Genomic DNA, 25,635 nt, shown 5'->3' on the forward strand with positions numbered 1-25,635 from the left:
TTGAGTTTTTCCCATTATGGCAGGGGATGTGGTCCGGGGGAAGAGGGCCACGAGGTGTTGTGGACAATTTGAACGTTGCGACCGCCCTGATGGCACCATTCTTACAGCACTAAGCCCGGATTTGGGTGGTTTGGCTGCCCCAACCGCTAAAACGCGATGGGGATTCCGGTCGGAGAGCGAAGTGTGGGCTGCAATAGCTGCGCCTCGTACGGTTTCAAAACCGGTAGGGCGGTTTTGCCGAACGGCCCATCACGCGCCATCAGCTCTGGAAAGAGCTCAAAAAGCTCTCGCTTGGTTTCGCCCGCCATTGCGTCCAGGCTTGTATCACCGGGAAAAAAGGATTCGGACCACAGGCCTTCGACCCGGACCAGTTCGTGCCGATCGAACAGGATATGGACGTACTGCACGTCCTGATCAGGCGGAACCTGTGCAATCGTGCGCCCGTTCACAAGGCCCTTGGCCGGGGCCAACATGACGCCTTCACCGAAATACAGTTGCATCTGCTGCGAGGAGATGACGATCCGATGCTGCGGTGAAACCAGCAGGTCGCGCGCCGGGCATCCCGGTGAAAATCCGTCTGCGCGCACACGGATCGGGCAAAACCTTGGGGATTGTCGCAGCTCGGCCGAGGACAGGTGCCGCCGACCGATCCATCGAACAGGGCGACTGCTGCCATCCGCGATTGTGACAGGGTCACCGGGTTCTAGCGTTTCAATTGGTCGTTGGCCAGACGGCGTCAGGATCAGCGATCCGGCGGTAAAGCAGACGAATGATGGCAGCGTGTCATAGTCTACCGGTGGAGCGGTGACGATGGTGTTGTTGGTATTTGCAATCGTGTCGCCAGCATTTGCCGTGCCGGACGTGACGACGATGTATTGCGGGTTGGTAAACTGAAGAAGCGTGAAGGTGACCGGCGATCCGCCCACGGTCCCGCTATAGGTTTCGAAGGTCTCGAAATTGGTGGAGTTGCCGATAAAACCCTGGACACCCGAAACATCCAGCTGGCTGCTGCCATCCGCGTCCGGGTCTTCGAGAGTATCGTCGTCATCGATGACCGCAACCTGAAACGCGTTCAGAATAGTGACATTGGTCGAATTCAGCGGGTCGCTATCTATCTCGAATATTGTGACAAATTTCATATGACCTACTCGCAACGAACAACTTTAATGGAAGTGTAGGCGATATGATACACGAAATACGTGCAAAGGGTAAGGCTACGTCGTGTCAGGTGGCGGCTTCGCCATCGCCGGGCTGATGCGAGCGAGGTTGGATGTCAACTGGCTGACTTCGGCAGTTTTGCTCGATCCCACCCGGATTTACTTGTAGCCTTCGCGGGAAACCAATCAGGCAGGTTGAGTATGAGTTGGATCAGAACCGTACCCTTTGCAGAGGCCACAGGTCGGCTGCGAAAACTCTATGAGCGGGTCAGAGGGCCGGACAACAATGTGGACAACATCATGATGGTGCATTCTCTGCGTCCGCATTCGATGGAAGGCCATATGGCGATCTACAAAAACGTCCTGCACCACTCGGGCAACCAGGTGCCAAAGTGGTTTCTCGAGGTGCTGGGGGTCTGGGTCAGTTCGCTGAATCGCTGCAGCTATTGCGTCGATCATCATTTCAGTGGTTTGCAGCGGCTTCTTAGCGATCCTGACCGCACCGATGCAATCCGCGCGGCTATCGACAAGCGCCGACCCGCGGACGCGCCACTGGACGCGGCACAGATCGCGGCCATGGGATATGCGCGAAAGCTGACAGAAACCCCGGCTGACCTGACAGAACAGGACATCATTGCGTTGCGGGATGCCGGGTGGGACGACGGTGAAATCCTCGAAATCAATCAGGTTTGCGCATATTTCTCGTATGCCAATCGGACGGTTCTGGGTCTGGGATGTTCGACGGAGGGAGATATCTTGGGCCTGTCTCCGAACAATTCCAACGACCCTGAGGATTGGGGACACAAGTGAGCGTGGTGTCCGTCTGGGGTAGCCGGCAACCGCAGGTTTCATTGAACAGAGCACATGCCTGACCTTTGCGGTCCCGGTCACGTTGACCAGATGCGGACCTTTATCGGTCGGGCTGAATCCAATCCAGGATTGCGCCCGCGATTTCATCCGGCTTTTGGTGATGCAGCCAATGATCTGTGCCGGGGATAGAGACGCGGGTCAGATTGGGTGCAAAGTCTTCCAGCCCCTCAGTGGACTCGGGTAACAATGCCTTGTCCTCGGGTCCCCAGAGCAAAAGGTGAGGGCAAGTAATCCTGAGGCGGTCCAAAGGTAACTCAGGGATATCCACCCGCGGCGCCCCGGGGTTGGCCACGACCAATGGCGACGCGCGATACCAGTTCAGCATCGCGTCCAGCCGCCCGGGACGCGCCCATTCCGTTCGGTATGCCGCCATCCTTTCGTCCGACAACCAGTCCAGGCCCATGCCGTGACGAAAAAACCGTTCCAGTTTGGCGAAATTGTCGGCGGACAGGTGTTCGGCCGCGTCAGAAGCCCGCAACAGGTTGATGTACTGAGATGCCGTTGACTGAGGGCCACCGGATGCCATTGCCCGTTGAAAAGGAACAGGATGAACACCGTTTGCAATGATCAGGCGGTCCACCAGTTCCGGCCGGAACATGGCCAGACCGTACGCCACCGAGGCGCCCCAGTCGTGTCCCAGAACTAGGGCGTGTCCAGATAGTTGTTCGATCAGCAGCGCCATATCCGAGACTAGGTGCGACAGTGTGTAGTTTTTGACGCCCTCTGGTGCCCAGCTTTGGCCATAGCCGCGCTGGTCCGGCGCGATGCAGAAAAAGTGAGCGCCCAGGTGGGCTGCCAGATCGCTCCAACACCCCCCGTACTCCGGAAACCCGTGCAACATAAGCATAGCCGGGTTTTGCCGCTGGCCCCAGGTTCGAACACAAAACGACTGGCCGTTCAGGTCAACGAATTCCATTTCCATGTGGGTCTCCACCTTTGAGGGCAAGCGTTTTCACTAAGATATCGGTTCAGAATCATCTTGCGGTCAATGCAGGATGTATACAGCCAATTCGCCTGCTTCTGACGACGTTTGACAAGGTCTCAAGGCAGGCGACGCCGGGTGTTGTTCAGCCGATGCCCCACGGGTGAGACCGTCGCCCGCCCCCCGGCGGCGCGTACGCCACGGGGTCATGTGTCTCACATTGAAATTTCGGCGATCCCCTCTTGTCCCAAACTCGGGCCGCGAATATGGCTGGTGCAATGATCAAAGTGATGACATATCCGGGCCATTTTCGGGCTATTGCCGTGCTAGGTTTGCCCCTTATTGGCGGTCACCTGGCACAGTTTGCGATTGGTCTGACAGATACGATCATGCTGGGCTGGTACGGTGTCGAGGCGCTGGCGGCAGTGACACTGGCGGGCAGCTATTTCTTTGTCCTGTTTCTGTTCGGCGCCGGATTTGGCTGGGCCGTCATGCCCATGGTGGCGACCGCCGAGGCAGAGGGAGATGAAACCAGTATTCGCCGGTCCACCAGAATGGGGCTGTGGTTGTCATTGCTCTATGCGGCGCTGGTCATGCCGCTGCTCTGGTTGTCGTATCCGGTTCTCATTGCCTTGCGGCAAGAGCCGCAGGTGGCCGAAACCGCGTCCGGGTACCTACGGATCGCGGGGTGGGGGCTGTTTCCAGCGCTGTTGGTCATGGTTCTGAAATCCTATCTGGCGGCCTTGGAGCGAACGCAGATCGTTCTTTGGATCACGGTGGTTGCCGCTGTTGTCAACGGCGTGACGAACTACGCACTGATCTTCGGCAACTGGGGTGCGCCAGAGTTGGGTGTCAGCGGTGCGGCCATCGCGTCCATTGTGACGCAGATCGTATCGCTTGTTGCGGTCGTGGTCTACGCGGTGCGCGTCCTACCCGAACACAGCCTGTTCCGCCGCTTTTGGCGTCCGGACTGGGAGATGCTGTTGCGCGTTCTCAGGCTCGGTATTCCCATCGGGCTGACGACGCTGGCCGAGGTCACCTTGTTTGCGACCTCCGCTGTCATGATGGGTTGGTTGGGGCAGGTGCCCTTGGCCGCGCATGGTATTGCCCTGAACCTCGCGTCTGCCACGTTCATGGTGCATCTGGGCCTGTCCAATGCCGCAACCATACGGGCTGGCAATGCGCTGGGACGGCGGGATCGGGCACATCTGGAAAAAGGCGCCATAGCCGTGACGGGCATGTCCTTGGTGATGTCGGTTCTGACGATCATTCTGTTTCTGACCTGCGCCGAACCGTTGATTTCCTTGTTCATGGAGGCCAATGATCCGCAGCGGTCGCAAATCCTTGCCATTGGCACGGGGTTGTTGGCCATGGCCGCGCTGTTTCAGCTGGTCGACGGGGCTCAGGTGATTGCTCTGGGTCTGTTGCGCGGTTTGCAAGATGCCAAGATACCGATGGTCATGGCAGCGCTCAGCTATTGGGTCGTGGGAATTCCGGCCTCGTACTACTTTGGGTTCATTAAGGGTATGGAGGGTATCGGCGTGTGGCTGGGGCTGGTGCTCGGCCTTGCCTTTGCAGCGGTTCTGTTGATGGCTCGGTTCTGGCTCAGATCGGTCCGCGAAGTCGGGGTGCCGGCAGAATAGCGGGGTATCAGTCTTTGCCCAGCCGATCCGCCTTTTTGCGCACAAGAACCGTCCTCAGATCGTGCATGGCCATCAGCAGGCGATCGGTCACGTCTTCCAGCTGCTGGTCGGACGCCTTGGACTGCGCCCATTGCGTCGTCAGGTTCAGGTAGTCGACCGCGCGGTGAATGTCGTCAATGTCCCGTTTGGCCAACAGAGCTTTGCGGTCGTCCATCCAGCGTGCAATTTCGGCTGCGTCAGCCTCGGTCAATGTGCGCTGGCCATGCGGTTTGACCTCGCCGTTGCGAATATTGATGACCGCAATCTGGTCCATCTCGATACGGCGCTGTCGGTTTTCCGTGTCGACTTTGAAGACAACGGCCCCGTTCTCGCGGACGCGGAAATAGTACTCGGGTAACTCTGCGGACATGGGTGGTCTCCGGTCAGGTCAATGCGGCGCAGAAACGTTGGATGCGGGTGCAGGCCTCTGTCAATGCCTCGTCCGAAGTCGCGTAGCTGACGCGAAAATTGGGCGACAGGCCAAATGCCGCTCCGAACACGACGGCGACATCGGCCTCTTCCAGCAGGGCCGTGGCAAACACCTCGTCGTTTTCGATGACGGTTCCGGCCCGTGTGGTCTTGCCAATCAGTCCTGCAATCGACGGGTAGACATAGAACGCGCCTTCCGGGGTCGGGCAGGTGATCCCGTCAACTGCATTCAACATCTCGACCACAAGATCCCGACGGCGTTTGAAGGTTTCGTTGTTCGGCTCCAAAAACTCCTGCGTTCCGTTTAGTGCCTCCACGGCAGCCCACTGGCTGATCGAGCAGGGATTCGAGGTGGACTGGGACTGGATCTTGCGCATTGCCGCGATGATTTCGATCGGTCCAGCCGCATATCCGATGCGCCAGCCGGTCATGGCATACGCCTTGGACACACCGTTACAGGTCAACGTGCGGTCATAGAGGCCAGGCTCGATCTCGGCAGGGGTACAGAACTCAAACCCGTCATAGTTCAGATGCTCGTACATGTCGTCCGACATGATCCAGACCTGCGGGTGCCGCATCAGGACATCCGTCAGTGCCTTCAACTCATCCCGGCTGTAGCCCGCACCGGTCGGGTTCGACGGCGAGTTGAAGATGAACCACTTGGTTTTGGGTGTGATCGCGGCCTCCAACTGGTCTGCTGTCAGTTTGAAACTGTTTTCCAACGTCGTTTCCACCACTACCGGTGTGCCGCCCGCCAGCAGCACCATATCCGGGTAGCTGACCCAGTAGGGCGCCGGAATGATGACCTCGTCGCCGTCATTCATCGTCGCCATCAGCGCGTTGTACAATGTCTGTTTGCCGCCCGTCCCAACTGAAATCTGCGCGGGGGTATAGTCCAAACCGTGATCACGCTTCATCTTGGCGCAGGCGGCCTGTTTCAGCTCGGGGATGCCATCCGGGGCCGTATATTTGGTCTTGCCCGCCGCGATGGCCGCCACCGCTGCGTCCTTGATGTTCTGTGGCGTGTCAAAGTCCGGCTCACCTGCGCTGAGCCCGATCACATCGCGCCCGGCGGCCTTCAACTCGGCGGCCTTGGCCGTCATCGCGATGGTGGGCGAGGGTTTGACGCGCGACAATGTTGCAGACAGGAAACTCATGAGCGGCCTCGGTTTGTATGTTCAACCTGACTGTCATAGGGTGCGCCCGAATGGCGATCAAGCGATATGAAAAAGAGAGTTGGAGACCCCGATGACTGACGAAAGCGACTGGTACGGACCGGAATCGGCAACATTCGGGGACCGGCTGGCGGGGGCACGAGAAGCAGCAGGCATGAGCCAGTCCGAGATGGCGCGCAGGCTTGGCGTCAAAAAGGCAACGATTGTCGCCTGGGAGAACGACCTGTCAGAGCCCCGCGCAAACCGGTTGTCGATGATGGCCGGCATGGTCAACGTCTCGATCATGTGGCTGCTGACCGGAGAGGGCGAAGGCATGGATGCACCGGCCGAGGCGAGCGAAAGCAATATCGAGCTGGCCGACGCGGTGGCCGAATTGCGGGCGATCCGTGGAGAGATGCGGGCCTGCGCCGAACGTGCTGCGCGTCTGGAAAAAAAGATGCGTCTGATGCTGGAGCGGGAAAAGTGACCGAACCCCGGGACGTGAGGATCAAACGCATGAAAATGCGGTCGATGCGGCGCGGTATAAAGGAGATGGACCTGATCCTATCGGCCTTTGCGGATCGCACCCTTGGCGGGATGGATGCCGACGCTTTGGATACGTACGACGCCCTGCTGCACGAAAACGATCAGGACCTGTATCAATGGGTGACGGGGCAGGTCGAACCGCCCAAGCACTTTGCCGGGCTTATCTCCGACATCGCTCAGACCTTTCAAAAGTAACGGAAAATCCGACTTAACCGATTTTTCGGGAATTCGGTTCATCGTGTCTCAAACTGCGCGACTGAATCGGAGGATCGGATGAGTATGGAAATGCAGGTCTCCGCGCCGGGAACCAAGGGGTTCATGACCAGCTATCTTGAGGCATTGGCGCTGGTGGAACGGCTTCACCGATTGTTGCTGGATGTCATCAAGGACGAATTCGAACGCGTAGGTGTTTTGGAGATCAATGCGGTTCAGGCGCTTTTACTGTTCAATATCGGCGACCACGAAGTCACGGCGGGCGAACTGAAAAGCCGAGGCTACTATCAGGGCAGCAATGTCAGTTACAATCTGAAAAAGCTGGTCGAGATGGGTTACATGCATCACCAGCGATGCGAGATCGACAGGCGCTCGGTCCGGGTGCGTCTGACGCCGCAGGGGCGGGAAATCCGTGACATCGTCTCGGACCTGTTTGCACGCCATGCCGAAGGGTTGCAGGGCAGGGGTGTTCTGGGGCTTGAGGGTATCGAAGACATCACCGGATCGCTGCGCAGGGTGGAGCGGTACTGGACGGATCAGATCCGTTATATCTACTGATCAGGGGCGCAAACCCGACAGCGCGAGGCTGTCCAACTCGCGGATCAGCTTGCGCGCCATTGCGTCTTCGTACTCTTCGAAGCCCAACGCAACTTCGACAAAGGCATTTGGGCCAAGAATGACCCAGGTATTGTAGTAAGCAGACAACTCACCAACCTGCACGTACCGCTTGTCGCCGTTGTTTGGGTCGTCCGCGCCGATCACCAACCCGTTGATGGTTAGTCCAGCGGTCTGCAAAGCGGATTTGACGTCGCGGGGGTGCGGGCCCAGATTGTGCTTTCCGTCTCCGGACAGGTCCAGCGTGCGCTTCCAGCAGTTCTGCTGTGAGGCGAGCAAATCCGCTCCAAACAACATCGCGGACCCGACGGCTGTGCCCTGCGGCGCGGCACTGCGTGTGACGGAAGCAAGCAGCGCAGCGATCCGGGCCAGATCGGAGGTGGATCGGATGTCAGTCCACTCAAGCAGGAGTCTTTGATGTCCCGGCTCGCTCCATTCAAAAACTGCCAGGCGCACGGGAGCCGCGGTGTCCGAAAGGAGCAATTGCCGGACTTCAGGTCGACGCAGCGCCGCGGCGAGGCCATCGAGTTGTAACCGGTATTCCCGGCTGTCGACGGACCCGGATACATCCAGGCCCAAGGCCAGTGCCTGTCGGCACTGCGCTGACACGTTTCCGGCCAACACGCACAGAAGTGCTACGACACCCCCAAACCTCACGGTTCAGGGTTCTGCAGCGCACCGATCTGCAGGCCTTTCAACTCGCGTTCCAGCTTGCGCCGCATGGCACGCTCAAAGTCTTCGAATCCTTGGGCAATTTCCAGAAATGCGCCCGGTCCGTGCAAAACGTTGTTTTCAAAGAAGGGGATCAGAAACAGCTCACCTTCGAAATCGGCGGCGTTGATGACCAGTCCATTGACCACCGTGTTGTCAAAAGGAAAATGCCGATAGGCGATCTGCGGGCCATAACCGTCATTGTTGGACCCGTCTCCGGACAGATCGATGGTTTGGAACAGGCACTTCGGTGCCTCTTGCATGAGTGTGGCGCCAAACGCCAGCGCGTGCCCCATCGCGGTCGCAGACCCGGCGTCGGAGCGGGTGGATTGGCTGATCCGGGTGGCGACCGACAGCAGGTCGGCCACTGTCTCGATCACCTGCCAGTTCAAGATGACGTTCTGGGTCGAACGGCCACTCCACTCGTAGACCGCCAGCGCCACCGGCATGGGAGATTCAAAAAACGCTTTCTGAACTTCCGGTGCGACCAGCGCTGCGGCAAGGCCCTGCCGCTGCAGAGCGTCCTCCGTCTCGTCGACCGAGACGGAGATATCCAGCGCAAGCGCCAACGCCAGCCGGCACGGTTCTGCCTGAACCGGGCTGGCCAGGATGGCCAAGGCCCATGCTATCAGCCAACGGATCACCAGTGACCGGAACTCTCCATGCTGGCCCAGGGTTCGGCAGGGGCCAAGGCCTCACCATTCTGCAGCAATTCGACCGAAATATTGTCAGGCGAGCGCACGAACGCCATGCGTCCGTCGCGTGGCGGGCGATTGATCACAACGCCGTTGTCCTGCAGGTGCTGGCACGCTTCGTAAATGTTGTCGACGCCATAGGCGAGGTGGCCGAAATGCCGGCTGTCACTCGGCAGTTCGTCGTCGCCATCCCAATTGTAGGTCAGTTCGATTGGCCGGTCTTCTTGTCCCGGAGGCGCCATGAAGATCAGAGAAAAACGACCCGCCTCGCTGTCGTAGCGGCGGGTTTCCTTGAGTCCCAACAACTCGTAAAACGCCATGGATTTCTCCAGATCCTTCACGCGGACCATGGTGTGCAGATATGTCAGCGCCATTGCGGCCATCCTTCTTGTATTGATTTCGGTTCAGCTTAGCGCGCTGCAAGGGCGTGTCGAGGGGGCTGGAAATCACAATTGCCATTTTGCTCGGGCTTGGGCACATATCGCGGTTTTAGCATCGCCAAGGACGAGATATAGTGGGCGGCGACTCATCTTAGGAAAGGAACACTTCATGCCGCTGTCTGCCGACCAACTGGCCGAGATCGAAGCGCAACGCGCGCAGTCGCATCCAACACGCCGCGTCGTTGCAGCGGGTATGGAGGACCACCTGTACACCGCGCATCAGGTCCTCGACCACGGTTTTGTTCGCGTAATCGACTATATGGGCGACGATGCCGCCATCTGTCAGGCCGCCCGTGTGTCCTATGGAAAAGGCACCAAGTCCGTACAGAATGACGAAGGTCTGATCCGGTATCTGATGCGGCATTGGCATTCGACCCCGTTCGAAATGTGCGAGATCAAGCTGCACGTCAAACTGCCCGTCTTTGTCGCCCGCCAGTGGATCCGTCATCGTACGGCCAATGTGAACGAGTACTCTGCCCGGTACTCGATCCTGGATCGTGAGTTCTACATCCCGGCACCCGAGCATGTGGCCGCGCAGTCCGAGGTGAACAATCAGGGGCGCGGATCGGCGCTCGAGGGCGAAGAGGCTGCCCGTGTTCTGGACATCCTCAAGGCTGACAGCGCCCGGTGCTACGACAATTACGAGGCGATGATCAGCGACGAGGGCCAGCAAGGTCTGGCGCGGGAACTGGCCCGTATGAACCTGCCTGCAAATATCTACACGCAATGGTACTGGAAGGTGGACCTGCACAACCTGTTCCATTTCCTGCGCCTGCGTGCCGATCCGCACGCCCAGTACGAAATTCGGGTCTACGCCGAGACCATGTGCAGGATCGTTTCAGATTGGGTGCCGTTTGCGTACAAAGCCTTTGAGGATTATCGCCTCGGTGCGGTGAACCTGTCGGCGCAAATGGTTGAAAGTCTGCGCAAGATGCTGGCTGGCGAAACTGTCACGCAGGCAAGTTCCGGCATGACTGCCCGGGAATGGCGCGAGTTCGAGGAGATCATTCGAGAAAGCTGATTCAAAAAGCATATCGTTTGTCTATACGTTTTGTCATAAAGCTGTTACATTGGCTTTATGAGACATGCTTTGTTCCTTTCGGTCTTGTGCGTTGTGCTGGGCAGTGCCGTGCCGGTTCAGGCCAAATCACCGATTGCCGAGGTGATTTGCGAGCCTACAACCCGAATGCATGACAAACTTGAGCGGCAGTTCGGCGCCCGGCGCGTGGCCTCCGGCGTTCGCGGCCCTGAGCAAATCATGGAAGTTTGGAGCAGTGACCGGGGCGACTGGGCCATGGTGGTGACTTATGCCACCGGCACGTCTTGCATCGTTGCAATGGGTCAAGACTGGTACACCCATGACGAGTTAAAACCCGCACGAGGATAAAACAATTTCATAAATTGTAGTGGTCAACGGCCGGCAATTGGCCGATGACCATTGTTGAAATTCGCCGCGCTCGGTGGGGCAATTGTTACAACGGCTTCAAATCAGCAGCCATCTGGCGGCCGTCACGTCCGTCCTGCAACTCATATGAGACCTTCTGATTGTCGGCGAGTCCGGTCAGTCCGGATCGTTCGACGGCTGAGATATGAACAAACACATCTTTGCCACCTTCATCAGGGGCAATAAACCCATAGCCTTTCGTGGTATTGAACCATTTCACGGTGCCGGTTGGCATGTCCCGTGTCTCCTTCTACTTACGCATTTTCCCACAAATTGGTGGGGCGGGGGCAGACAAAACCGCAACACCATCGCCGGATCACACAATCGACCCAGCGCGGATTGCGTATTTCATCTTTTTCAACATTGCACGGTGAAGTAAAAAATCAAGAATTACCGGAAGAACCCGGCACAATTGCCAAAAATAGAATCAAACTCGAGAGTGGTCCCGATATGCGCCTCTATGGCCTAAAAACTTGCGATACTTGCCGTAAGGCGCTGAAATCATTGCCTGATGCAGAGTTTGTGGATGTGCGTGAGGATGGTATCCCCGAAGCTGTGCTATCGAGGGCGTTTGCCGAGTTCGGCAATGCTTTGCTCAATACCCGCTCAACAACCTGGCGCGGGTTGGATGAGAAACAGCGCGGCCGCCCACCTTTGGAATTGGTGAAGGCACATCCGACATTGATGAAACGTCCCCTGATCGAAAACGGCAGCGCGTTGGTATTGGGCTGGACCTCCGAGGTGCGGGCAAAACTTGGCGTAGCGTGAGCCAATGCTTATGTGCACTGACGCAACTGCGAGGATCGTCCATGCGTAATGCTGCTATGATATTGGGTGTGATCGCCGGTTTGACCGGTATGATCGTTGGGTTCTTTGGGTACGGGTATGTCGAGGCGATAAAGCACTTCGGCAACATAGATGGGTTGGCGGAACAGGTGGAAAACCCCGGCCTGATCCAGACGGCCTCGATTCTGGCGCCTTTGCTGGCGATCGCCGGTGGGGCGATGGCACATGCCCGCGCGTTGATCGCGGGCGTGCTGTTGTTGATCTCCGCGGCGGGCATGTACTACGCGTTCGGGTTTGGTGTCTTTACCATGTTCCCAATCGCATTTGCCGGCGTTGCTGGTCTCCTTGGGCTGGCCGCAGGTAAACCGGACGAGCCCAAGGCGCATTTCTAATTCACTTCAGGCGCAGAAGCCGGTCAATGGACAGGGGGCCCGCGCCGTTGATCACAATCACCAGCAACAGAAATGTCCACATGGTGCGCTGATCCAAGATATTTGGCGCGGCTGTGAAGAAGCTGCCCAGCTGCGCGCCATGGCCGGTGACATCCACAATTGTTTGGACCCAGACAAACCCGATCATTCCCAAGGCCGCGAGCCGCGAGAACAACCCGACCAGGATGAGTGCGGGCAACAGAAATTCAGCCCATGTCCCGGCCACTGCAATGATCCAGTAGAAAAAGCCCAGTTGCGAGCTGTCGTAACTGACGGCCTCCATAGCCTTGGGAAAAATCTGTACATAAGCGCCATCAGACGGAGACAAAAATCCCAAGACTCCGCTCCCGAGTTTCGTTGTGGCCGAATTCCAGTAATAAATCAGCAGGGTCGCTGCAAACACCACCCGGGCAAGCGTGGGTGTCAGCCAGCCGGACGTAAGTTCAAGCTTTCCCAAAGTGTTGTTATGAAGTGAGATCAGGGCAGTCATGTCTCCAGCCTTTCGATAGTCACAGTAGTTATTGCACCGCCCTGCAAAAGCAGTGCCAGAGTGGTTCCAAGGTCAAACTCGGTGGTTTGTGAGGCGGTTTTTTCAAATGCATCGCCGATTGTGTCCCCCGCCTGCAGATGCGAGATCCAATCTGCGCCGCCCGTCGGCATGACCTGTGGCGATGGGTCATATTCGGATCGCATTATCAGAACGTCCTGCCCGCCCGCATCCGGTTTGGGCGCGCCGGCTTCGGTGTTGAACCGCCAGATCGCGTGAATGGGCCAACCCGAGCGCACAACCTGCATCGCTGGTGCAAATGTCAGCCGGGATCGCATGACGTCTTCGGGGGGCACGGCCAATGCGTCGGACGGGGCAGGCTGACTATCTGCGGCGTGGTACGACCGGCGCAAGGCCAGTTCAAGACGCGCGACATCAGGTAAGTATCCCAGATGCGACAATTGTGGCAGCCCGGCCAGAAAGTCCGGAAACGCTTCGCCGTAGAACATCATCAGCGGGGAAGATGGCGGATGCTGACGCAGGAACATCCCGGACAATCCGTCCATGTTCTGCGTTCCCAGCAGTTTGGTGATGACGGGAAAAGCCTGGTGCATCGCTTCGGTTAGCGACACTGCCACGTTATTGCGATACACACTGAACCGACGCCCCGCCGGGCGCGCATCGGCATCCATCAATCCGTCAGGTACGGGAACGGTCGCATCCAACAAGGCCGCCCGGAAATCCGATTGCGACACGCTCATGCCGGTACCCGCTCCAGCGCGGCCTGAGCGCGTTCCGCTTCGGCGCGTAGAATGGGCCAGTCGGGCACATCGGTGTCCCACTCGACCAACAGAGGTTTGGGGCCTGACTTATCCAGAACGTAGTCCAGCAAGGCCCAGACCGGATCAACGACCTCACGACCGTGACTATCGATCAGTAGGGGGTGACCATGGTCGTCTTCATCCTCGTCATGACCTCCGAGGTGAATTTCGCCCACTTTTTCAAGCGGATATGCGTCGATGTAGCCTTGTGGCGAATAGTCCAGATTGGTCGCGGACACAAAGACGTTGTTGACATCCAGTAACAACCCACACCCGGTGCGCCGCGCAACTTCCCGAAGGAATTCGGGCTCGGACCAGGTGCTCTCGTCAAAGGCCAGATAGCTCGAAGGGTTTTCAAGCAGCATCTGCCGCCCCACCGTTTCCTGAACCTGATCGATATGGTCGCAAATGCGTGCAAGTGTTTCGTCGGTGTAGGGCAGGGGCAAAAGATCGTTCAGAAACTGGCTGTCATGCGTCGACCAGGCCAGATGCTCGGAAAAGCTGGCAGGGTCCAGCCATCCGACAAGATGCTTGAGGCGCGCAAGATGATCGGTATCCAACGAACCTTCACCCCCGATGGACAGACCGACGCCATGAACCGATATCGGAAACTGTTCGGACAGATGGCGCAGTTGGGCCAGCGGTCGCCCTCCGTCACCCATGTAGTTTTCAGCGTGAATCTCAAGCCACGCCACCGGCTTTGCATGATCCAGAATCTGCGCAAAATGCTGCGGTTTATATCCAACGCCCGGTGCGGCGGGCAGACGGTTCGACCTGAGGGCATCATCCAGCATGTGTCGGTTCCTTGATCACGAAGAAAAAGGGGCGGGCGACGCGGCCCGCCCCTTGTGCTCGTCTATCCGACCTTATGCCGGCAGATCACGCTCCAGCGGCTCCAGCGAGCCTTGGCGTGCCGTGCCGTTGGCCTCTGCCGGAAGTTCGATATCCGCGCATGTGCCTGCATCGACCAGCGTCCATGCATTGCCTTGATAATCGACGGTCGATGTACCTGCACAAGTGGTGCCGGGGCCCGCTGCACAGTCGTTCTGACCAGCCAGCGAAACGCCATAGCATTTCTCTTTGGCCTGGGCGGTTGCCGTGGTGGCGGCGCCGGATACGGCTGCTGCGACGGCGCTTGCGATAACCAGGGTTTTTGCGGTGTTGGACATCTCGGAAATCCTCTTAATGACTGCGTATGTCTGCTTGTGACAATGACAAAGGTAATGGCATGAACGGCACAGTTGAATTCACGAGCCCGTGTCTCACAACGCCGTCAAAGATCGTCATGTACCCTTGCAGGGTAACAAATTGTTTTTGAATTGAAAATTGTTTGTTGTTTCAATCCGGCCCCAAAATCAGGGCCGGATTTCTGGCGATTTGTCGCCGAATGTTACAACAGATCCGGCGGCGTAGCTGCTTGTGCCAGCTCTTTTGTTACAGCCTCAAGCGGTTGAACCTGCGTCTGTTTTTCACCCAGGCGCCGGACGCTGACAGAGCGGTCTTCAACTTCGCGGTGACCGACGGCCAGAATGACCGGCACCTTGCCGACCGAGTGTTCGCGAACCTTGTAGTTGATCTTTTCGTTGCGAATGTCGGCCTCGGCCCGGACGCCAGCCGCCTGCAACTGCGCGACGACCTCGTTCACATAGTCATCCGCATCGGAGGTGATCGAAGCGACAACAACCTGACGCGGGGCCAACCAAAACGGCAGCTTGCCCGCATGCTCCTCGATCATGATGCCAACGAACCGCTCGAACGAGCCAAGGCAGGCGCGGTGTAACATATAGGGGCGCTGTTTGCTGCCATCGGCAGCGATATAGGTCGCGTCCAGACGCTCCGGCAGGTTTGGGTCGACCTGAAAGGTGCCGCATTGCCAGACCCGACCGATTGCATCGGTCAGATAAAAATCCAGCTTGGGCCCATAAAACGCGCCATCTCCGGGTTCGAGAGTGAACTCGCGCCCGGTCGCCTTGATGGCCGCCTCAAGCGCGCCCTCGACATGATCCCAGCTTTCGTCGCTGCCGACACGTTTTTCGGGACGGGTGGCGAATTTGATCTCGAACTCTTCAAATCCGAGATCCGCATAGACTTCCGCAAGGTAGTTAATGAACTTGGCACATTCGCCCTGAATCTGGTCTTCGGTGCAAAAGATATGCCCGTCATCCTGGGTGAATCCACGAACCCGCATGATGCCGTGCAACGCGCCCGAGGGCTCGTAGCGCGAGCATGACCCGAACTCGGCCAGCCGCAAAGGCAGGTCGCGATAGGATTTGAGGCCCTGATTGAACACCTGCACATGGCACGGGCAGTTCATTGGCTTCAGCGCGTTGACGGCCTTTTCCTTGGCATGTTCTTCTTCGACTTCGACGATGAACATGTGCTCCTGGTATTTGTCCCAGTGGCCCGAGGCTTCCCAAAGCTTCCGGTCAACGACCTGAGGCGTGTTGATTTCCTTGTAGCCGCCTGAGCGCTGCTTGCGGCGCATATAGTCCTGCAGTTCGGTATAGATGGTCCAACCGTTTGGGTGCCAGAACACCTGACCGGGGGCCTCTTCCTGCATATGGAACAGGTCCATTTCCTTGCCCAGCTTGCGATGATCGCGCTTGGCGGCCTCTTCCAGCATATGCAGGTGCGCCTTGAGCTTTTCCTTGCCGGTGAAAGCCACGCCATAGATCCGCTGCAGCATGGCGCGGTTGCTGTCGCCGCGCCAATAGGCCCCCGCGATGGACATCAGTTTGAACGCGTCACCCGGCACCTGACCGGTGTGTTGCAGGTGCGGACCGCGGCACAAGTCCTGCCAGTCGCCATGCCAGTACATGCGCAGCGGTTCGTCGCCGGGGATGGCATCGATCAACTCGACTTTGTAGGGCTCGTTGTTCTGGGTATAGAAATCGATCGCGCGCTGACGGTCCCAGACCTCGGTGGTCACAGGATCGCGTTTGTTGATGATTTCTTTCATCTTTTTCTCGATGAGGCCGAGATCTTCGGGCGTGAACGGTTCTGCCCGGTCAAAGTCATAATACCAGCCGTTTTCAATGACCGGGCCTATGGTGACCTGGGTATCGGGCCAGATTTCCTGCACGGCGCGTGCCATGATGTGCGCCAGATCGTGACGTACCAGCTCGTTCGCCTGAGCCTCGTCTTTCATGGTGTGGATCGCGATCTGCGCATCAGCCTCGATAGGCCATTGCAGGTCCCAATGCTGCCCGTTCACAGTGGCCGAGATAGCCTTTTTTGCCAGTGAAGTGGAGATATCGGCAGCCACCTGCGCAGGTGTCACGCCTGCGTCGAAGGATCGGGAATTGCCATCGGGAAAAGTAAGGAAGACTGACTGTGAGACTAGCTGAGAGTCTGGGGCCATATCGGCTCTCCTCGTCGGTTTGGCGCCCACTGAACGCCCGGTTGCGGGTTATGGTGTCGGGCCGGTTTGGCAGGTGCGGCAATGCCTGTCAAGTACAGGCGGCAAACCGATATGACGCTGTGGTCAGAAGGAATTCGACAATTGCAGCCATGGTGCAGCCGTGCATGATGCTCTTCACAGAAAATGAGGGTTTCATGGCAGCGACAGAATATCTGCAGACCGCACAGGGCCGACGGCTGGCGTATCACAAGAGCGGCGGCGCGGGGCCGACCGTCGTTTTCTTGGGTGGGCTCAAATCAGATATGGAGGGCACCAAGGCCGTCCATCTTGAGGCCTGGGCACAGGCCCGGGGGCAGGGATATCTTCGATTTGACTACTCGGGCCATGGTGAAAGCTCGGGTGCGTTTACCGATGGCTGCATTGGGGACTGGCATCAGGATACCGTCGCCGCAGTTTCCGCATTGACCAAAGGGTCGCTCATTGTGGTTGGCTCGTCAATGGGGGGCTGGCAGGCGCTGTTATTGGCAAAGGCCATGCCGGACCGGATTGCAGGGATGGTGACAATCGCCGCTGCGCCCGATTTTACCGAGGATGGCTATTGGGCCTCGTTCAGCGACGAGCAGAAAGCCGCCTTGGATACCGTCGGCCATGTCGAACTGCCCTCGGACTACATGGAGCCTTACGTCATTACCAAGCGCATGATCGAAGACGGGCGCAGTCATCTCGTATTGCGGGACCCGCTTGATCTGCCGTTTCCCGTCCGGTGTCTGCAGGGCACGGCGGATACAGCGGTTTCGACCGAGACCGCCGTGCGGCTCTTGGAACACGCAAGCGGGCCGGACATTCGTCTGCTTCTGGTCAAAGATGCCGACCATCGGTTTTCCGACGGTCCTTGTCTGGGCCTGATCGAGCAAGCGGTCCTTGACGTGATGGGAGACCGCTGATGCGACGGGTCGGATGGGTTCTGGGGCGCGCATTGCTGGCGTTGATCGTTATCGGCGGCCTGATCTACTGGTTTGGGCCGCGTGAGGAGGTCAACCTTGCGCCGACTTTTGATGACAGGCGTTTTGGCGAGGGTGTGCAGGTTTATTTCGAAAGCGCTGAGTCCGCCTTTGAAGACATCGTGCCCGGGGTTGAAAAACGGGTGATCTGGCAGGACGGGTTTACCGAACAACGCACACCCTATTCGGTGCTGTATGTTCACGGGTTCTCGGCCAGTTCCGAGGAAATCCGTCCGGTTCCTGACCGAGTTGCCGACGCGTTGGGGGCCAATCTGGTCTATACCCGTCTTCAAGGTCATGGGCGCGATGGAGAAGCCATGGCCGAGGGCACCGCGTCGGGCTGGATGCAGGATTTGGCCGAAGGATTGGCAGCAGCGCGCGCGGTGGGGGACAAGGTTGTTGTGATCTCAACCTCGACCGGCGGAACGTTGGCTGCTGCTGCCGCGTTGAACCCGGATCTGAGCAAAGACGTGGTCGCGATGGTCCTTGTCTCACCGAATTTTGGTGTGAATACAGCTGCTGCATGGGTTCCGTCTCTGCCGTGGGCGCGCAAATGGCTGCCGATCGTGATGGGCCACGAGCGGGACGTGACCGGCCCTGATCCCGAGAAGAACACATACTGGTCCACTGTTTATCCATGGGAGGCCGTTGTCCCGATGTCCATTCTGGTCGACACGGTGTATGCGCTGGATTTCTCGGATGCTTCGGTTCCGGCCCTGTTCTGGTTTTCCGATGCAGACGAGGTTGTACGGCCCGAGCGAACGCATGTGGTTGCTCGGTCCTGGGGGGCGCCGGCCGAGGTTAATCTGGTGACGATGGGACCGGGGGATGACCCGCAATCCCATGTGGTGGCGGGGCGGTTGGTATCGCCGGGTCAGACCGACGCAACCGTTGCCGGAATTCTCGATTGGCTCAAAGGATTGGGGGTAGAGTGATGGACCAACGGGTTAGCCTGATCACGGTTGGGGTGGACGATCCCGAAGCCGCGGCGCAGTTTTACGAAGCGATGGGTTGGGCCAGGGTCGACAGCCCCGATGGTGTCATCGCGTATGACCTGATCGGCCAGACACTCGGGTTGTATCCCCTGTCGGCTCTGGCTGACGAAATCGGCGTCCCGATTGAGGCCTTGAACCATGGAGCGATCACGCTGAGCTACAATTGCCGCGCGAAAGAAGATGTAGCACAAGTTCTGCGCGACGCCGACGCGGCGGGTGCGGAGATCCTGAAACAGGCATCGGATGTGTTCTGGGGTGGGCATCATGGCTATTTTCGTGCACCGGACGGAACGATCTGGGAGGTTGCCTTCAACCCGTTCTCGGCTCTCGGACCGGACGGGGCCTTTCGCTGGCAGGGGTATTGACATGCGCAAGCCAGCCAGCATGTGGAGCCTTGAATCCCTTGGTCGCGTGCGCTTGTCCCGACATTTCTTCATGCGCGATTTCCTGTATTCCGAGATCGGCAACTTCCATCAAAAACAGAACCTCCCTGACAATCCCGACCTGGCGATCGAAACCGGACGGGCTTTTTGTGAAACCCTTCTGGATCCGCTGGAGGAAACCTTTGGCCGGGTTGCCGTGCGCTCAGGTTACCGTTCGCCGTCGCTGAATCGCTTCGGCAACGAAAATCGGCTGAATTGCGCACGTAACGACAACCCCTTGGAATGCCACATCTGGGATGTCGGGCAGGGTGACGCGCGGGTCGCCGGGGCGTCGATTGTGATCCCGTGGTTTGCAGACCAATACGCCACGGGCCGCGATTGGCGGGATCTGGCGTGGTGGATGCATGATCATCTGAACTATTCAGAGATATGGTTTTTCCCCAAGCTTTGCGCCTTTAATCTGGTGTGGAGACCGGTCCCAAGACGCCGGATTGACAGCTACATCGCGCCGCGCGGATGCCTGTTAAAGCCCGGCGCAGAACCGGAAGAAGACCTGCCGACCCGGCGATCCCGCTATGCTGATTTTCCGGGGTTTCGCGCCATCACTTACCCCTAAAGTTTTTCTTGCCCGGCCCGGGCAAAACTCTCATCCTGAAGAAAAGCAGAATGGACTCGGGGAACCGAGCACATGGAGGCCCCGCGTGATCGAGCCGCTGGTGTTGCTACCTGGATTGATGTGTGACGCGCGCTTGTTTCGTCCTCAACTCGAGGCGCTGTCGCGGGATCGCGCGGTGATGGTTGCACCGATTTCCACAGGGGAGCGGATCGAAGAAATTGCCTCGGGGCTGCTGGATCAGCTTCCACATCGATTTGCGCTGGCCGGGCTCAGCATGGGGGGCGTCGTGGCGCTGGAACTGGTGCGCCGCGCACCCGACCGGATTACACGACTGTGTTTGATGGCGACGGACGCGCAGGCGGACACGCCGCAGATTGCCGCCGGCCGCGAAGAACTGATCGTTGCAGCGCTTGCCGGACGGCTGGAGGACGTTATGCGCAAGATTGTCGGGTCCGATGCTCTGGCCCCGGGACCGCAGCGCATACCCATATTGAACGATCTGCTGGCAATGGCGATGGAACTCGGACCGGACCTGTTTGTGCGGCAGATGCGCGCCTTGCAGCGTCGACCGGATCAGCAGGGCACCTTGCGCCGGATCAATGTGCCGACTTTGATCCTGTGCGGGGCGCATGATACGCTGACCCCGGTTCGCAAACACGCGTTCATGGCCGAACTGATCCCCGATGCGGAAATTCAGGTGATTGAAAACGCCGGGCACCTGCCAACGCTTGAAACACCACGGGTGGTGATCAAGGCGATGCAGGCGTGGCTGAGCGTCTCTCAGCGCCCGGACTATGGGTAAAGCGCGTCGCGTTCGGTTTTGCTGATCAAGGTTGGCGTGGACACTGGCTTTCCTGAGCGGGTGTCGAAGAAAGGCGTTTTCTTCCAGCCGCCTGTAAAGCGCGATCTGGCCGCGCGTTTCAATACGCCGAACAGCGCTGAGGCAAACCGTTCATGCGACGACTTTCCACCCGGCTTGGGCACAAAGCTGCGGGACGTGACCGGGCCGAGGCCGGAAGGGTCTGCAATTCGGTTGACGACAAATCCGGCAAACGGAAATTTGGGTGTCTGGAGCGTGTTGGCCAAGGGTGAGTTGCAACAGCTGGCATACCAGCGGTAGACGCCCTTGGGGCCAAGTTGCATGACGGCAAGATGTTCAGCGCCCTGATCGATTTCGATATGCTCCGGGGCGATCTGAAAGACTGCGATGGGATCAGGCGCAGGGTCCGGCTGCCCAAAGTACAACTCTGCCGCGCGGCAATCCGGGCAAAAACAGACGATATGTGTGCCGGACTGGAGACCTTCCGCCGTAATGCGCCCGTTTAACGCGCCGCATTCGCAAGAAAACCCGACACCGGTTTGTACGTTCCCGGCCACGGGGCTCAGGCCACCTTGTTCTGGTTTGCGGCCCGGCGGCGCGGTTTGCGGCTGTTTTCGTTCATGAAATCAATCACCAGCGGACGGATATTGTCGCGCCAACTGCGGCCCGCGAAGATGCCGTAATGCCCCGCGCCCGGCTCCACATGGCTGGCTTTCTTACTGTCGGCCAAGCCTGTGCACAGATCCAACGCGGCAATGCACTGGCCGGGAGCTGAGATGTCGTCATTTGCACCTTCAACGGTCTTGACGGCGACGTCGGTGATTTTGCCGATATCCACCTTGTGGCCGTCAACAACAAACTCATTCAATGCAATTTCGCGCCGTTTGAAGACGCGTTCGACCGTGGACAGGTAAAACTCGGCCGTCATATCCATCACGGCCAGATATTCATCGTAGAACCGGTTATGCGCGTCATGATCCGACGCCTCGTCGCGCACGACCCTCTGGATCTGATCCGTGAACGCTTTCGAATGGCGCTCGGCATTCATGGACATGAAGGAGGCGAGTTGCAGAAGGCCGGGATAGACCATGCGCCCAACGCCCTTGTATTTGAACCCGACCCGCTGGATCATGGTTTCTTCCAACTGGCCCATGGTGACGCGGCTGCCGAAGTCGGTCACGTCGGTTGGTGTGGCATCGGGGTCGACCGGACCACCGATCAGGGTCAGGGTACTGGGCTGCGCTTTGGGTTCGACCTCGGCCAGGTAGGCGGTCGCGGCCAATGTCAGAGGGGCGGGCTGACAGACCGCAACGACATGCGTGTCTGGACCAAGCTCTTTCATAAAATCGACAAGGTAGAGCGTGTAGTCTTCAACGTCGAACTTACCCGCGGACACAGGAATATCGCGCGCATTATGCCAATCGGTGATATAGACTTCGCAATTGACCAGCAGGCTTTTGACCGTCGAACGCAGCAGCGTGGCATAGTGACCGGACATCGGGGCCACCAACAAAACCTTGCGCGGCTGTTCTTCCCGACCGTTGATCTTGAAATGGATCAAGTCGCCAAAAGGACGCTCGAGAACTGTGGTGACTTCGACCAGGTGATCCTTGCCATCCTCGCATGTGAAGGTACGGATGCCCCAGTCGGGTTTGACGATCATGCGCTGAAACGTGCGCTCGGTCACTTCACCCCACGCAGCCATCCAGCCGAACGCAGGATTTGGAACCATGGAAAACAACGGGTAAGATGCCATTGCGCTGGCGGTGGCACCCAACCATTGGTTGGTGTTGCGCATGGTTTCCATCATGTCGTAGGTCATCATATAGCGCATCGAAGGGACCTCCGGAGTGTGAGCCTAAGAGTTCGGACCATTCGCCGCTTTGCCCCCCGACACCCACGACGTTATTCTGCATAGCAGCGAGGTTAGGGGGGAATTGTTAAAATGACAACAAGTGAAGACCAGATGCCTGATTTGACCGACGAACATACTGAACGCCTTAAAGAAAACATGGAAAAGGTCGAACAGCTCTCCAAGCGTCTGATCGAAGTCATGTCAGCCAAAAAAACGCGAACCCCGGCCCTGGACGCTCCGAATCATGAGCTTTTTGCAAGAGCAGCAACGGCATATTGGGCCGAAGCTTGGCAGAATCCCGCCAAGTTGTTGGAACAACAGATAGAATACTGGGGGAAATCGGTTCTTAATTTCGCCGAGGCGCAGCAGGCACTGGCTACGGGCGAAGTTGAAGACGAAGAGGCGAAAGCCAGCGATAAGAGATTTTCCAACCCGCTGTGGGAAACCAACCCTTACTTCCGCCTTATCCGACAGCAGTATCAAACCAATTCCCAGGCCATAGCTCAGGCCGTGGCATCGGTTGAGGATATGGATGCCAAGGACAAACGACGCCTCAGATATTTTTCGCAGCAGATCGTCGACATGATGGCGCCGACAAACTTTCTAGCCACAAACCCGGATGCGTTGCAGAAGGCGGTTGAGACCGAGGGCCAATCGCTCATTCAGGGGTTGGAAAACATGGTCTCGGACCTCGAAGCCAATGACGGCGAGTTGGTGGTCAAACTGGCGGATGAGGATGCGTTCGAGGTTGGCGGAAATCTTGCGACGACGCCCGGAGACGTGGTGTTTCGCAACCGGATGATGGAACTGATCCAGTACAAACCGGCGACCGAAACCGTCTATGAAACGCCAATCGTTCTGTTCCCGCCCTGGATCAACAAATTTTACATTCTGGACCTGAAGGCTCAGAACAGCCTGATCAAATGGGTGACCGAACAGGGGTACACGCTGTTCGTCGTCAGTTGGGTCAACCCGGACAGGAGCTATGCCGAAACCGGTATGGAAGACTACATTCAGGACGGTTTTCTGACCGCAATCGAAGAGGCCAAAAAGATCTGCAAGGTCAAGCAGGTCAACGCGGTCGGATACTGCATTGCGGGCACAACGCTCAGTCTGACGCTGTCTCTGCTGAAACAGCGCGGAGACAAGTCGATCAAATCCGCCACGTTTTTTACAGCGCTGACCGATTTCTCGGACCAGGGAGAGTTCACACCGTTCCTGCAGAACGACTTCATCGACGGTATCGAAGAAGAGGTCGGGAAGGAAGGCGTGCTGAGGTCCTGGATCATGGGGCGCACGATGTCGTTCTTGCGGTCGCGAGACCTGGTCTACGGTCCGGCCATTCGCAGCTATATGATGGGGGAAACACCACCAGCATTTGACCTGCTGTTCTGGAACGGTGACGGGGCCAACTTGCCGGCGAAAATGTCGGTCGACTATCTGCGGGGTCTGTGCCAGCGCAACGAGTTTGCCACCGACGGGATCGAGATGATGGGGCACAAACTACAGGTCGGTGATGTCGATGTTCCCTTGATGGCAATCACCTGCGAGACGGACCACATTGCCGCCTGGAAGGATTGCTATCGCGGGGTGCAGAAAATGGGCTCGCGCTCCAAGACGTTTGTGGTCTCGGAATCCGGTCACATCGCTGGCATCGTGAACCCGCCCAGCAAGAAGAAATATGGGCACTATACCAACCCGGACATGAAGCTGGACGCTGACACCTGGCTGAAAGAGGCAGACTTTCACGAAGGATCGTGGTGGCCGATGTGGGAAGCATGGCTGAAGAAGCGGTCCGGCAAACAGGTGCCTGCGCGTGACACTGGCGATTCGGATCACCCGCGTTTGGCGCCCGCTCCCGGCACATATGTTGTCGCCGTTCCAAACATCTGATTTCATTTTGAAACCAGAATTTTTCTGCATCGCAGCAAGAAAAAACTTGCAATGCTGCGATGCAGCAATCATATTGTCCTCAAGCTGACGAAACCCGGGGTGGGCCCGGACCGGCTAAAAGGATTAGGACAATGGCAAAGACCCAAGACTTTACCGCGATCATGAAAGACATGATGGGCGCATTCCCCGTTGACACCACCGCAATGGAAGGTGCCTTCAAATCGACCGCAACTCTGAACGAGAAACTGTCGGGCGTTGCTCTGGACGCGGCTGAGAAATCGGCTGAGATCTCGAACAAATGGACCAAGGAAACCCTGGCCAAGCTGACCGAGATGTCGAAAGCAAAGGCTGAGCCTGCAGATTACGCAAAAGCGGCAACCGATTTCGCAAGCGCGTCGGCTGAAGTTGCGGCGGAAAACCTGGCTGCTTTCGCTGAAATCGCGAAAAAAGTTCAGACCGAAACCGTTGAGCTGCTGATGGCGGCTGGCAAAGACGCTGCAGAAGATGCAACCGCGGCTGTCAAAAAAGCCACCAACGAGGTCACTGCTGCTGCCAAGAAAGCAACGGCGGCTGCCAAGTAAGCAAATAGGAACGTCCGCGAGACGCACCCATTCCTCCCATCCGGTGTAGTCGCGCAGGGCAGGTCGATTGACCTGCCCTTTCTTTTTGTTCTGCAGTCGCATAACCTGTGCTGCAACGCATCATCCTTGGGGAGGGTACCAGGTGTCGGACCAGGAAAAACCGCTGCTGATCAAGCGCTATGCCAGCCGTCGGCTGTACAATACTGAGACCAGCGATTACGTGACGCTCGAGGATATCGCGGGTTTCATCCGTGATGGGCGCGAAGTGCAGATCATCGACCTGAAAACCGGCGATGACCTGACGCGCCAGTACCTGCTGCAAATCATTGCGGAACATGAAAGCCGCGGCGAAAACGTCCTCCCTGTGAACGTGCTCAATGATCTGGTCCGCAGCTATATGGTTCCGGGCGGTGGGATGATGCCGCAGTTCCTGCAAAGCTCGTTCGAGATGCTGCGCGAAAGCCAGGCCAAGATGATGGAAAACATGAACGCGATGAACCCGATGTCTCAGATACCGGGTTTTGAGGCGATGCAGGCGCAGCAAAAAGCTTTCCTGAAGGCTATGACCGGAGGGCTCTCGGGCGGATGGTCCGGCCCTGATACGGAAGACGAAGATAAGTCGGAGCCAAAAGAGGATCTGGACGACATCAAGAAGCAACTCGCCGAGTTGCAGCAGAAGCTGTCAAAGCTGAACTGATCCAAAACGATCAAATCGACAAGGCCCGCA

The 25,635-nt window shown here is 57.9% G+C and carries 32 protein-coding genes; 17 read left to right on the forward strand and 15 right to left on the reverse strand.

What is annotated here, in order from left to right; genetic code table 11:
• Positions 1-146: 146 nt before the first annotated feature.
• Positions 147-1,139 (reverse strand): Hint domain-containing protein, encoded by a 993-nt coding sequence (locus ACR3E0_RS07860; protein WP_480477807.1) that lies wholly within the window; start codon positions 1,137-1,139, stop codon positions 147-149.
• Positions 1,140-1,358: 219 nt separating this feature from the next.
• Between ACR3E0_RS07860 and ACR3E0_RS07865 the strand changes: the two genes are divergently transcribed.
• A complete protein-coding gene (locus ACR3E0_RS07865; RefSeq protein ID WP_480477809.1) occupies positions 1,359-1,967 on the forward strand; it encodes a carboxymuconolactone decarboxylase family protein in 609 nt (202 codons plus the stop codon).
• A gap of 100 nt (positions 1,968-2,067) precedes the next feature.
• On the opposite strand, the gene ACR3E0_RS07870 is transcribed toward ACR3E0_RS07865, so the two are convergent.
• Positions 2,068-2,949, reverse strand: a complete 882-nt coding sequence (locus ACR3E0_RS07870; RefSeq protein WP_480477810.1) for an alpha/beta fold hydrolase — start codon at positions 2,947-2,949, stop codon at positions 2,068-2,070.
• Between the two features lie 278 nt (positions 2,950-3,227).
• On the opposite strand from ACR3E0_RS07870, the gene ACR3E0_RS07875 reads away from it, so the two are divergent.
• Positions 3,228-4,592 (forward strand): MATE family efflux transporter, encoded by a 1,365-nt coding sequence (locus ACR3E0_RS07875; RefSeq protein WP_480477812.1) that lies wholly within the window; start codon positions 3,228-3,230, stop codon positions 4,590-4,592.
• A 7-nt stretch (positions 4,593-4,599) separates the two neighbouring features.
• Here the strand turns inward: ACR3E0_RS07875 and ACR3E0_RS07880 are convergent, their stop codons facing one another.
• Together ACR3E0_RS07880 and ACR3E0_RS07885 are read right to left on the reverse strand one after the other, a co-directional pair.
• Positions 4,600-5,001: a hypothetical protein gene (locus ACR3E0_RS07880; RefSeq protein ID WP_480477814.1), complete on the reverse strand. Its 402-nt coding sequence runs from the start codon at positions 4,999-5,001 to the stop codon at positions 4,600-4,602.
• A 13-nt stretch (positions 5,002-5,014) separates the two neighbouring features.
• Positions 5,015-6,217 (reverse strand): pyridoxal phosphate-dependent aminotransferase, encoded by a 1,203-nt coding sequence (locus tag ACR3E0_RS07885; RefSeq protein ID WP_480477816.1) that lies wholly within the window; start codon positions 6,215-6,217, stop codon positions 5,015-5,017.
• Between the two features lie 91 nt (positions 6,218-6,308).
• Here ACR3E0_RS07885 and ACR3E0_RS07890 point away from each other — a divergent pair, with 91 nt between their 5' ends.
• The 3 genes from ACR3E0_RS07890 to ACR3E0_RS07900 all read left to right on the forward strand — a co-directional run bounded on the left by ACR3E0_RS07890 (position 6,309) and on the right by ACR3E0_RS07900 (position 7,531).
• Positions 6,309-6,701, forward strand: coding sequence for a helix-turn-helix domain-containing protein (locus ACR3E0_RS07890; protein WP_480477818.1), 393 nt, complete (start codon positions 6,309-6,311; stop codon positions 6,699-6,701).
• A 29-nt stretch (positions 6,702-6,730) separates the two neighbouring features.
• Entirely contained in the window at positions 6,731-6,955 is a 225-nt protein-coding gene (locus ACR3E0_RS07895; protein WP_480477820.1) for a succinate dehydrogenase assembly factor 2, read from the forward strand.
• A 78-nt stretch (positions 6,956-7,033) separates the two neighbouring features.
• Positions 7,034-7,531, forward strand: coding sequence for a MarR family winged helix-turn-helix transcriptional regulator (locus ACR3E0_RS07900; protein WP_480477821.1), 498 nt, complete (start codon positions 7,034-7,036; stop codon positions 7,529-7,531).
• On the opposite strand, the gene ACR3E0_RS07905 is transcribed toward ACR3E0_RS07900, so the two are convergent.
• The 3 genes from ACR3E0_RS07905 to ACR3E0_RS07915 are packed head-to-tail and all read right to left on the reverse strand — an operon-like array spanning position 7,532 to position 9,368.
• On the reverse strand, positions 7,532-8,212 hold the full coding sequence (locus ACR3E0_RS07905; RefSeq protein WP_480477823.1) for a DUF1194 domain-containing protein: 681 nt from the start codon (positions 8,210-8,212) through the stop codon (positions 7,532-7,534).
• 29 nt (positions 8,213-8,241) lie between these two features.
• Positions 8,242-8,943, reverse strand: a complete 702-nt coding sequence (locus ACR3E0_RS07910; RefSeq protein WP_480477825.1) for a DUF1194 domain-containing protein — start codon at positions 8,941-8,943, stop codon at positions 8,242-8,244.
• Positions 8,940-9,368: a VOC family protein gene (locus ACR3E0_RS07915; RefSeq protein ID WP_480477827.1), complete on the reverse strand. Its 429-nt coding sequence runs from the start codon at positions 9,366-9,368 to the stop codon at positions 8,940-8,942. The genes ACR3E0_RS07910 and ACR3E0_RS07915 overlap by 4 nt, the downstream gene beginning before the upstream one ends.
• A gap of 175 nt (positions 9,369-9,543) precedes the next feature.
• On the opposite strand from ACR3E0_RS07915, the gene thyX reads away from it, so the two are divergent.
• Positions 9,544-10,455 carry an FAD-dependent thymidylate synthase gene (gene thyX, locus ACR3E0_RS07920; RefSeq protein WP_480477829.1) on the forward strand — a complete coding sequence of 304 codons (912 nt, stop codon included), beginning with the start codon at positions 9,544-9,546 and terminating at the stop codon, positions 10,453-10,455.
• A 69-nt stretch (positions 10,456-10,524) separates the two neighbouring features.
• The gene (locus ACR3E0_RS07925; protein ID WP_480477831.1) at positions 10,525-10,821 is read left to right on the forward strand and encodes a hypothetical protein; all 297 of its coding nucleotides are present in this window, start codon (positions 10,525-10,527) and stop codon (positions 10,819-10,821) included.
• 85 nt (positions 10,822-10,906) lie between these two features.
• Here ACR3E0_RS07925 and ACR3E0_RS07930 read toward each other — a convergent pair whose 3' ends face one another.
• Positions 10,907-11,113: a cold-shock protein gene (locus ACR3E0_RS07930; protein ID WP_008758035.1), complete on the reverse strand. Its 207-nt coding sequence runs from the start codon at positions 11,111-11,113 to the stop codon at positions 10,907-10,909.
• Between the two features lie 215 nt (positions 11,114-11,328).
• Between ACR3E0_RS07930 and ACR3E0_RS07935 the strand changes: the two genes are divergently transcribed.
• A complete protein-coding gene (locus tag ACR3E0_RS07935) occupies positions 11,329-11,646 on the forward strand; it encodes an ArsC/Spx/MgsR family protein (RefSeq protein ID WP_480480980.1) in 318 nt (105 codons plus the stop codon).
• Between the two features lie 41 nt (positions 11,647-11,687).
• The gene (locus ACR3E0_RS07940) at positions 11,688-12,056 is read left to right on the forward strand and encodes a hypothetical protein (protein ID WP_480477833.1); all 369 of its coding nucleotides are present in this window, start codon (positions 11,688-11,690) and stop codon (positions 12,054-12,056) included.
• Between the two features lies 1 nt (position 12,057).
• On the opposite strand, the gene ACR3E0_RS07945 is transcribed toward ACR3E0_RS07940, so the two are convergent.
• The 5 genes from ACR3E0_RS07945 to thrS all read right to left on the reverse strand — a co-directional run bounded on the left by ACR3E0_RS07945 (position 12,058) and on the right by thrS (position 16,764).
• On the reverse strand, positions 12,058-12,585 hold the full coding sequence (locus tag ACR3E0_RS07945) for a DoxX family protein (RefSeq protein WP_480477835.1): 528 nt from the start codon (positions 12,583-12,585) through the stop codon (positions 12,058-12,060).
• Positions 12,582-13,343: an HvfC/BufC family peptide modification chaperone gene (locus ACR3E0_RS07950; RefSeq protein ID WP_480477837.1), complete on the reverse strand. Its 762-nt coding sequence runs from the start codon at positions 13,341-13,343 to the stop codon at positions 12,582-12,584. The genes ACR3E0_RS07945 and ACR3E0_RS07950 overlap by 4 nt, the downstream gene beginning before the upstream one ends.
• On the reverse strand, positions 13,340-14,197 hold the full coding sequence (gene bufB / locus ACR3E0_RS07955; RefSeq protein ID WP_480477839.1) for an MNIO family bufferin maturase: 858 nt from the start codon (positions 14,195-14,197) through the stop codon (positions 13,340-13,342). Before bufB ends, ACR3E0_RS07950 begins: the two co-directional genes overlap by 4 nt.
• Before the next feature lie 72 nt (positions 14,198-14,269).
• The gene (locus ACR3E0_RS07960) at positions 14,270-14,572 is read right to left on the reverse strand and encodes a BufA1 family periplasmic bufferin-type metallophore (RefSeq protein WP_480477841.1); all 303 of its coding nucleotides are present in this window, start codon (positions 14,570-14,572) and stop codon (positions 14,270-14,272) included.
• Between the two features lie 221 nt (positions 14,573-14,793).
• Complete coding sequence (gene thrS / locus ACR3E0_RS07965) at positions 14,794-16,764, reverse strand: threonine--tRNA ligase (protein WP_480477843.1); 1,971 nt, start codon at positions 16,762-16,764, stop codon at positions 14,794-14,796.
• Positions 16,765-16,958: 194 nt separating this feature from the next.
• Here thrS and ACR3E0_RS07970 point away from each other — a divergent pair, with 194 nt between their 5' ends.
• The 5 genes from ACR3E0_RS07970 to ACR3E0_RS07990 all read left to right on the forward strand — a co-directional run bounded on the left by ACR3E0_RS07970 (position 16,959) and on the right by ACR3E0_RS07990 (position 20,561).
• Complete coding sequence (locus tag ACR3E0_RS07970) at positions 16,959-17,708, forward strand: alpha/beta fold hydrolase (RefSeq protein WP_480477845.1); 750 nt, start codon at positions 16,959-16,961, stop codon at positions 17,706-17,708.
• Positions 17,708-18,700 carry an alpha/beta hydrolase gene (locus tag ACR3E0_RS07975; RefSeq protein WP_480477847.1) on the forward strand — a complete coding sequence of 331 codons (993 nt, stop codon included), beginning with the start codon at positions 17,708-17,710 and terminating at the stop codon, positions 18,698-18,700. The genes ACR3E0_RS07970 and ACR3E0_RS07975 overlap by 1 nt, the downstream gene beginning before the upstream one ends.
• On the forward strand, positions 18,700-19,125 hold the full coding sequence (locus ACR3E0_RS07980) for a VOC family protein (RefSeq protein WP_480477849.1): 426 nt from the start codon (positions 18,700-18,702) through the stop codon (positions 19,123-19,125). Before ACR3E0_RS07975 ends, ACR3E0_RS07980 begins: the two co-directional genes overlap by 1 nt.
• A gap of 19 nt (positions 19,126-19,144) precedes the next feature.
• Positions 19,145-19,759, forward strand: a complete 615-nt coding sequence (locus ACR3E0_RS07985) for a hypothetical protein (RefSeq protein WP_480480982.1) — start codon at positions 19,145-19,147, stop codon at positions 19,757-19,759.
• Between the two features lie 85 nt (positions 19,760-19,844).
• Complete coding sequence (locus ACR3E0_RS07990) at positions 19,845-20,561, forward strand: alpha/beta fold hydrolase (RefSeq protein WP_480477851.1); 717 nt, start codon at positions 19,845-19,847, stop codon at positions 20,559-20,561.
• On the opposite strand, the gene ACR3E0_RS07995 is transcribed toward ACR3E0_RS07990, so the two are convergent.
• Together ACR3E0_RS07995 and phaZ are read right to left on the reverse strand one after the other, a co-directional pair.
• A complete protein-coding gene (locus ACR3E0_RS07995) occupies positions 20,552-21,136 on the reverse strand; it encodes a DUF6151 family protein (RefSeq protein ID WP_480477853.1) in 585 nt (194 codons plus the stop codon). The two genes, ACR3E0_RS07990 and ACR3E0_RS07995, sit on opposite strands and share 10 nt — an antisense overlap.
• Positions 21,137-21,141: 5 nt before the next feature.
• Complete coding sequence (phaZ, locus tag ACR3E0_RS08000; RefSeq protein WP_480477855.1) at positions 21,142-22,413, reverse strand: polyhydroxyalkanoate depolymerase; 1,272 nt, start codon at positions 22,411-22,413, stop codon at positions 21,142-21,144.
• Positions 22,414-22,524: 111 nt separating this feature from the next.
• On the opposite strand from phaZ, the gene ACR3E0_RS08005 reads away from it, so the two are divergent.
• The 3 genes from ACR3E0_RS08005 to phaR all read left to right on the forward strand — a co-directional run bounded on the left by ACR3E0_RS08005 (position 22,525) and on the right by phaR (position 25,605).
• Positions 22,525-24,327, forward strand: a complete 1,803-nt coding sequence (locus ACR3E0_RS08005) for a PHA/PHB synthase family protein (protein ID WP_480477857.1) — start codon at positions 22,525-22,527, stop codon at positions 24,325-24,327.
• Positions 24,328-24,458: 131 nt separating this feature from the next.
• Complete coding sequence (locus ACR3E0_RS08010; protein WP_480477859.1) at positions 24,459-24,908, forward strand: phasin family protein; 450 nt, start codon at positions 24,459-24,461, stop codon at positions 24,906-24,908.
• Positions 24,909-25,050: 142 nt separating this feature from the next.
• The gene (gene phaR / locus ACR3E0_RS08015; protein WP_480477861.1) at positions 25,051-25,605 is read left to right on the forward strand and encodes a polyhydroxyalkanoate synthesis repressor PhaR; all 555 of its coding nucleotides are present in this window, start codon (positions 25,051-25,053) and stop codon (positions 25,603-25,605) included.
• Positions 25,606-25,635: the final 30 nt, after the last annotated feature.

The organism is Ruegeria sp. AJ12 (assembly GCF_056536245.1).

Bases quoted from the DNA above. Each gene is read 5' to 3' on its own strand.
- ACR3E0_RS07860 (WP_480477807.1), bottom strand. From the start codon at position 1,139: ATGAAATTTGTCACAATATTCGAGATAGATAGCGACCCGCTGAATTCG.
- ACR3E0_RS07865 (WP_480477809.1), top strand. From the start codon at position 1,359: ATGAGTTGGATCAGAACCGTACCCTTTGCAGAGGCCACAGGTCGGCTG.
- ACR3E0_RS07870 (WP_480477810.1), bottom strand. From the start codon at position 2,949: ATGGAAATGGAATTCGTTGACCTGAACGGCCAGTCGTTTTGTGTTCGA.
- ACR3E0_RS07875 (WP_480477812.1), top strand. From the start codon at position 3,228: ATGATCAAAGTGATGACATATCCGGGCCATTTTCGGGCTATTGCCGTG.
- ACR3E0_RS07880 (WP_480477814.1), bottom strand. From the start codon at position 5,001: ATGTCCGCAGAGTTACCCGAGTACTATTTCCGCGTCCGCGAGAACGGG.
- ACR3E0_RS07885 (WP_480477816.1), bottom strand. From the start codon at position 6,217: ATGAGTTTCCTGTCTGCAACATTGTCGCGCGTCAAACCCTCGCCCACC.
- ACR3E0_RS07890 (WP_480477818.1), top strand. From the start codon at position 6,309: ATGACTGACGAAAGCGACTGGTACGGACCGGAATCGGCAACATTCGGG.
- ACR3E0_RS07895 (WP_480477820.1), top strand. From the start codon at position 6,731: ATGAAAATGCGGTCGATGCGGCGCGGTATAAAGGAGATGGACCTGATC.
- ACR3E0_RS07900 (WP_480477821.1), top strand. From the start codon at position 7,034: ATGAGTATGGAAATGCAGGTCTCCGCGCCGGGAACCAAGGGGTTCATG.
- ACR3E0_RS07915 (WP_480477827.1), bottom strand. From the start codon at position 9,368: ATGGCGCTGACATATCTGCACACCATGGTCCGCGTGAAGGATCTGGAG.
- thyX (WP_480477829.1), top strand. From the start codon at position 9,544: ATGCCGCTGTCTGCCGACCAACTGGCCGAGATCGAAGCGCAACGCGCG.
- ACR3E0_RS07930 (WP_008758035.1), bottom strand. From the start codon at position 11,113: ATGCCAACCGGCACCGTGAAATGGTTCAATACCACGAAAGGCTATGGG.
- ACR3E0_RS07935 (WP_480480980.1), top strand. From the start codon at position 11,329: ATGCGCCTCTATGGCCTAAAAACTTGCGATACTTGCCGTAAGGCGCTG.
- ACR3E0_RS07940 (WP_480477833.1), top strand. From the start codon at position 11,688: ATGCGTAATGCTGCTATGATATTGGGTGTGATCGCCGGTTTGACCGGT.
- ACR3E0_RS07945 (WP_480477835.1), bottom strand. From the start codon at position 12,585: ATGACTGCCCTGATCTCACTTCATAACAACACTTTGGGAAAGCTTGAA.
- ACR3E0_RS07950 (WP_480477837.1), bottom strand. From the start codon at position 13,343: ATGAGCGTGTCGCAATCGGATTTCCGGGCGGCCTTGTTGGATGCGACC.
- bufB (WP_480477839.1), bottom strand. From the start codon at position 14,197: ATGCTGGATGATGCCCTCAGGTCGAACCGTCTGCCCGCCGCACCGGGC.
- ACR3E0_RS07960 (WP_480477841.1), bottom strand. From the start codon at position 14,572: ATGTCCAACACCGCAAAAACCCTGGTTATCGCAAGCGCCGTCGCAGCA.
- thrS (WP_480477843.1), bottom strand. From the start codon at position 16,764: ATGGCCCCAGACTCTCAGCTAGTCTCACAGTCAGTCTTCCTTACTTTT.
- ACR3E0_RS07970 (WP_480477845.1), top strand. From the start codon at position 16,959: ATGGCAGCGACAGAATATCTGCAGACCGCACAGGGCCGACGGCTGGCG.
- ACR3E0_RS07975 (WP_480477847.1), top strand. From the start codon at position 17,708: ATGCGACGGGTCGGATGGGTTCTGGGGCGCGCATTGCTGGCGTTGATC.
- ACR3E0_RS07980 (WP_480477849.1), top strand. From the start codon at position 18,700: ATGGACCAACGGGTTAGCCTGATCACGGTTGGGGTGGACGATCCCGAA.
- ACR3E0_RS07985 (WP_480480982.1), top strand. From the start codon at position 19,145: ATGTGGAGCCTTGAATCCCTTGGTCGCGTGCGCTTGTCCCGACATTTC.
- phaZ (WP_480477855.1), bottom strand. From the start codon at position 22,413: ATGCGCTATATGATGACCTACGACATGATGGAAACCATGCGCAACACC.
- ACR3E0_RS08005 (WP_480477857.1), top strand. From the start codon at position 22,525: ATGACAACAAGTGAAGACCAGATGCCTGATTTGACCGACGAACATACT.
- ACR3E0_RS08010 (WP_480477859.1), top strand. From the start codon at position 24,459: ATGGCAAAGACCCAAGACTTTACCGCGATCATGAAAGACATGATGGGC.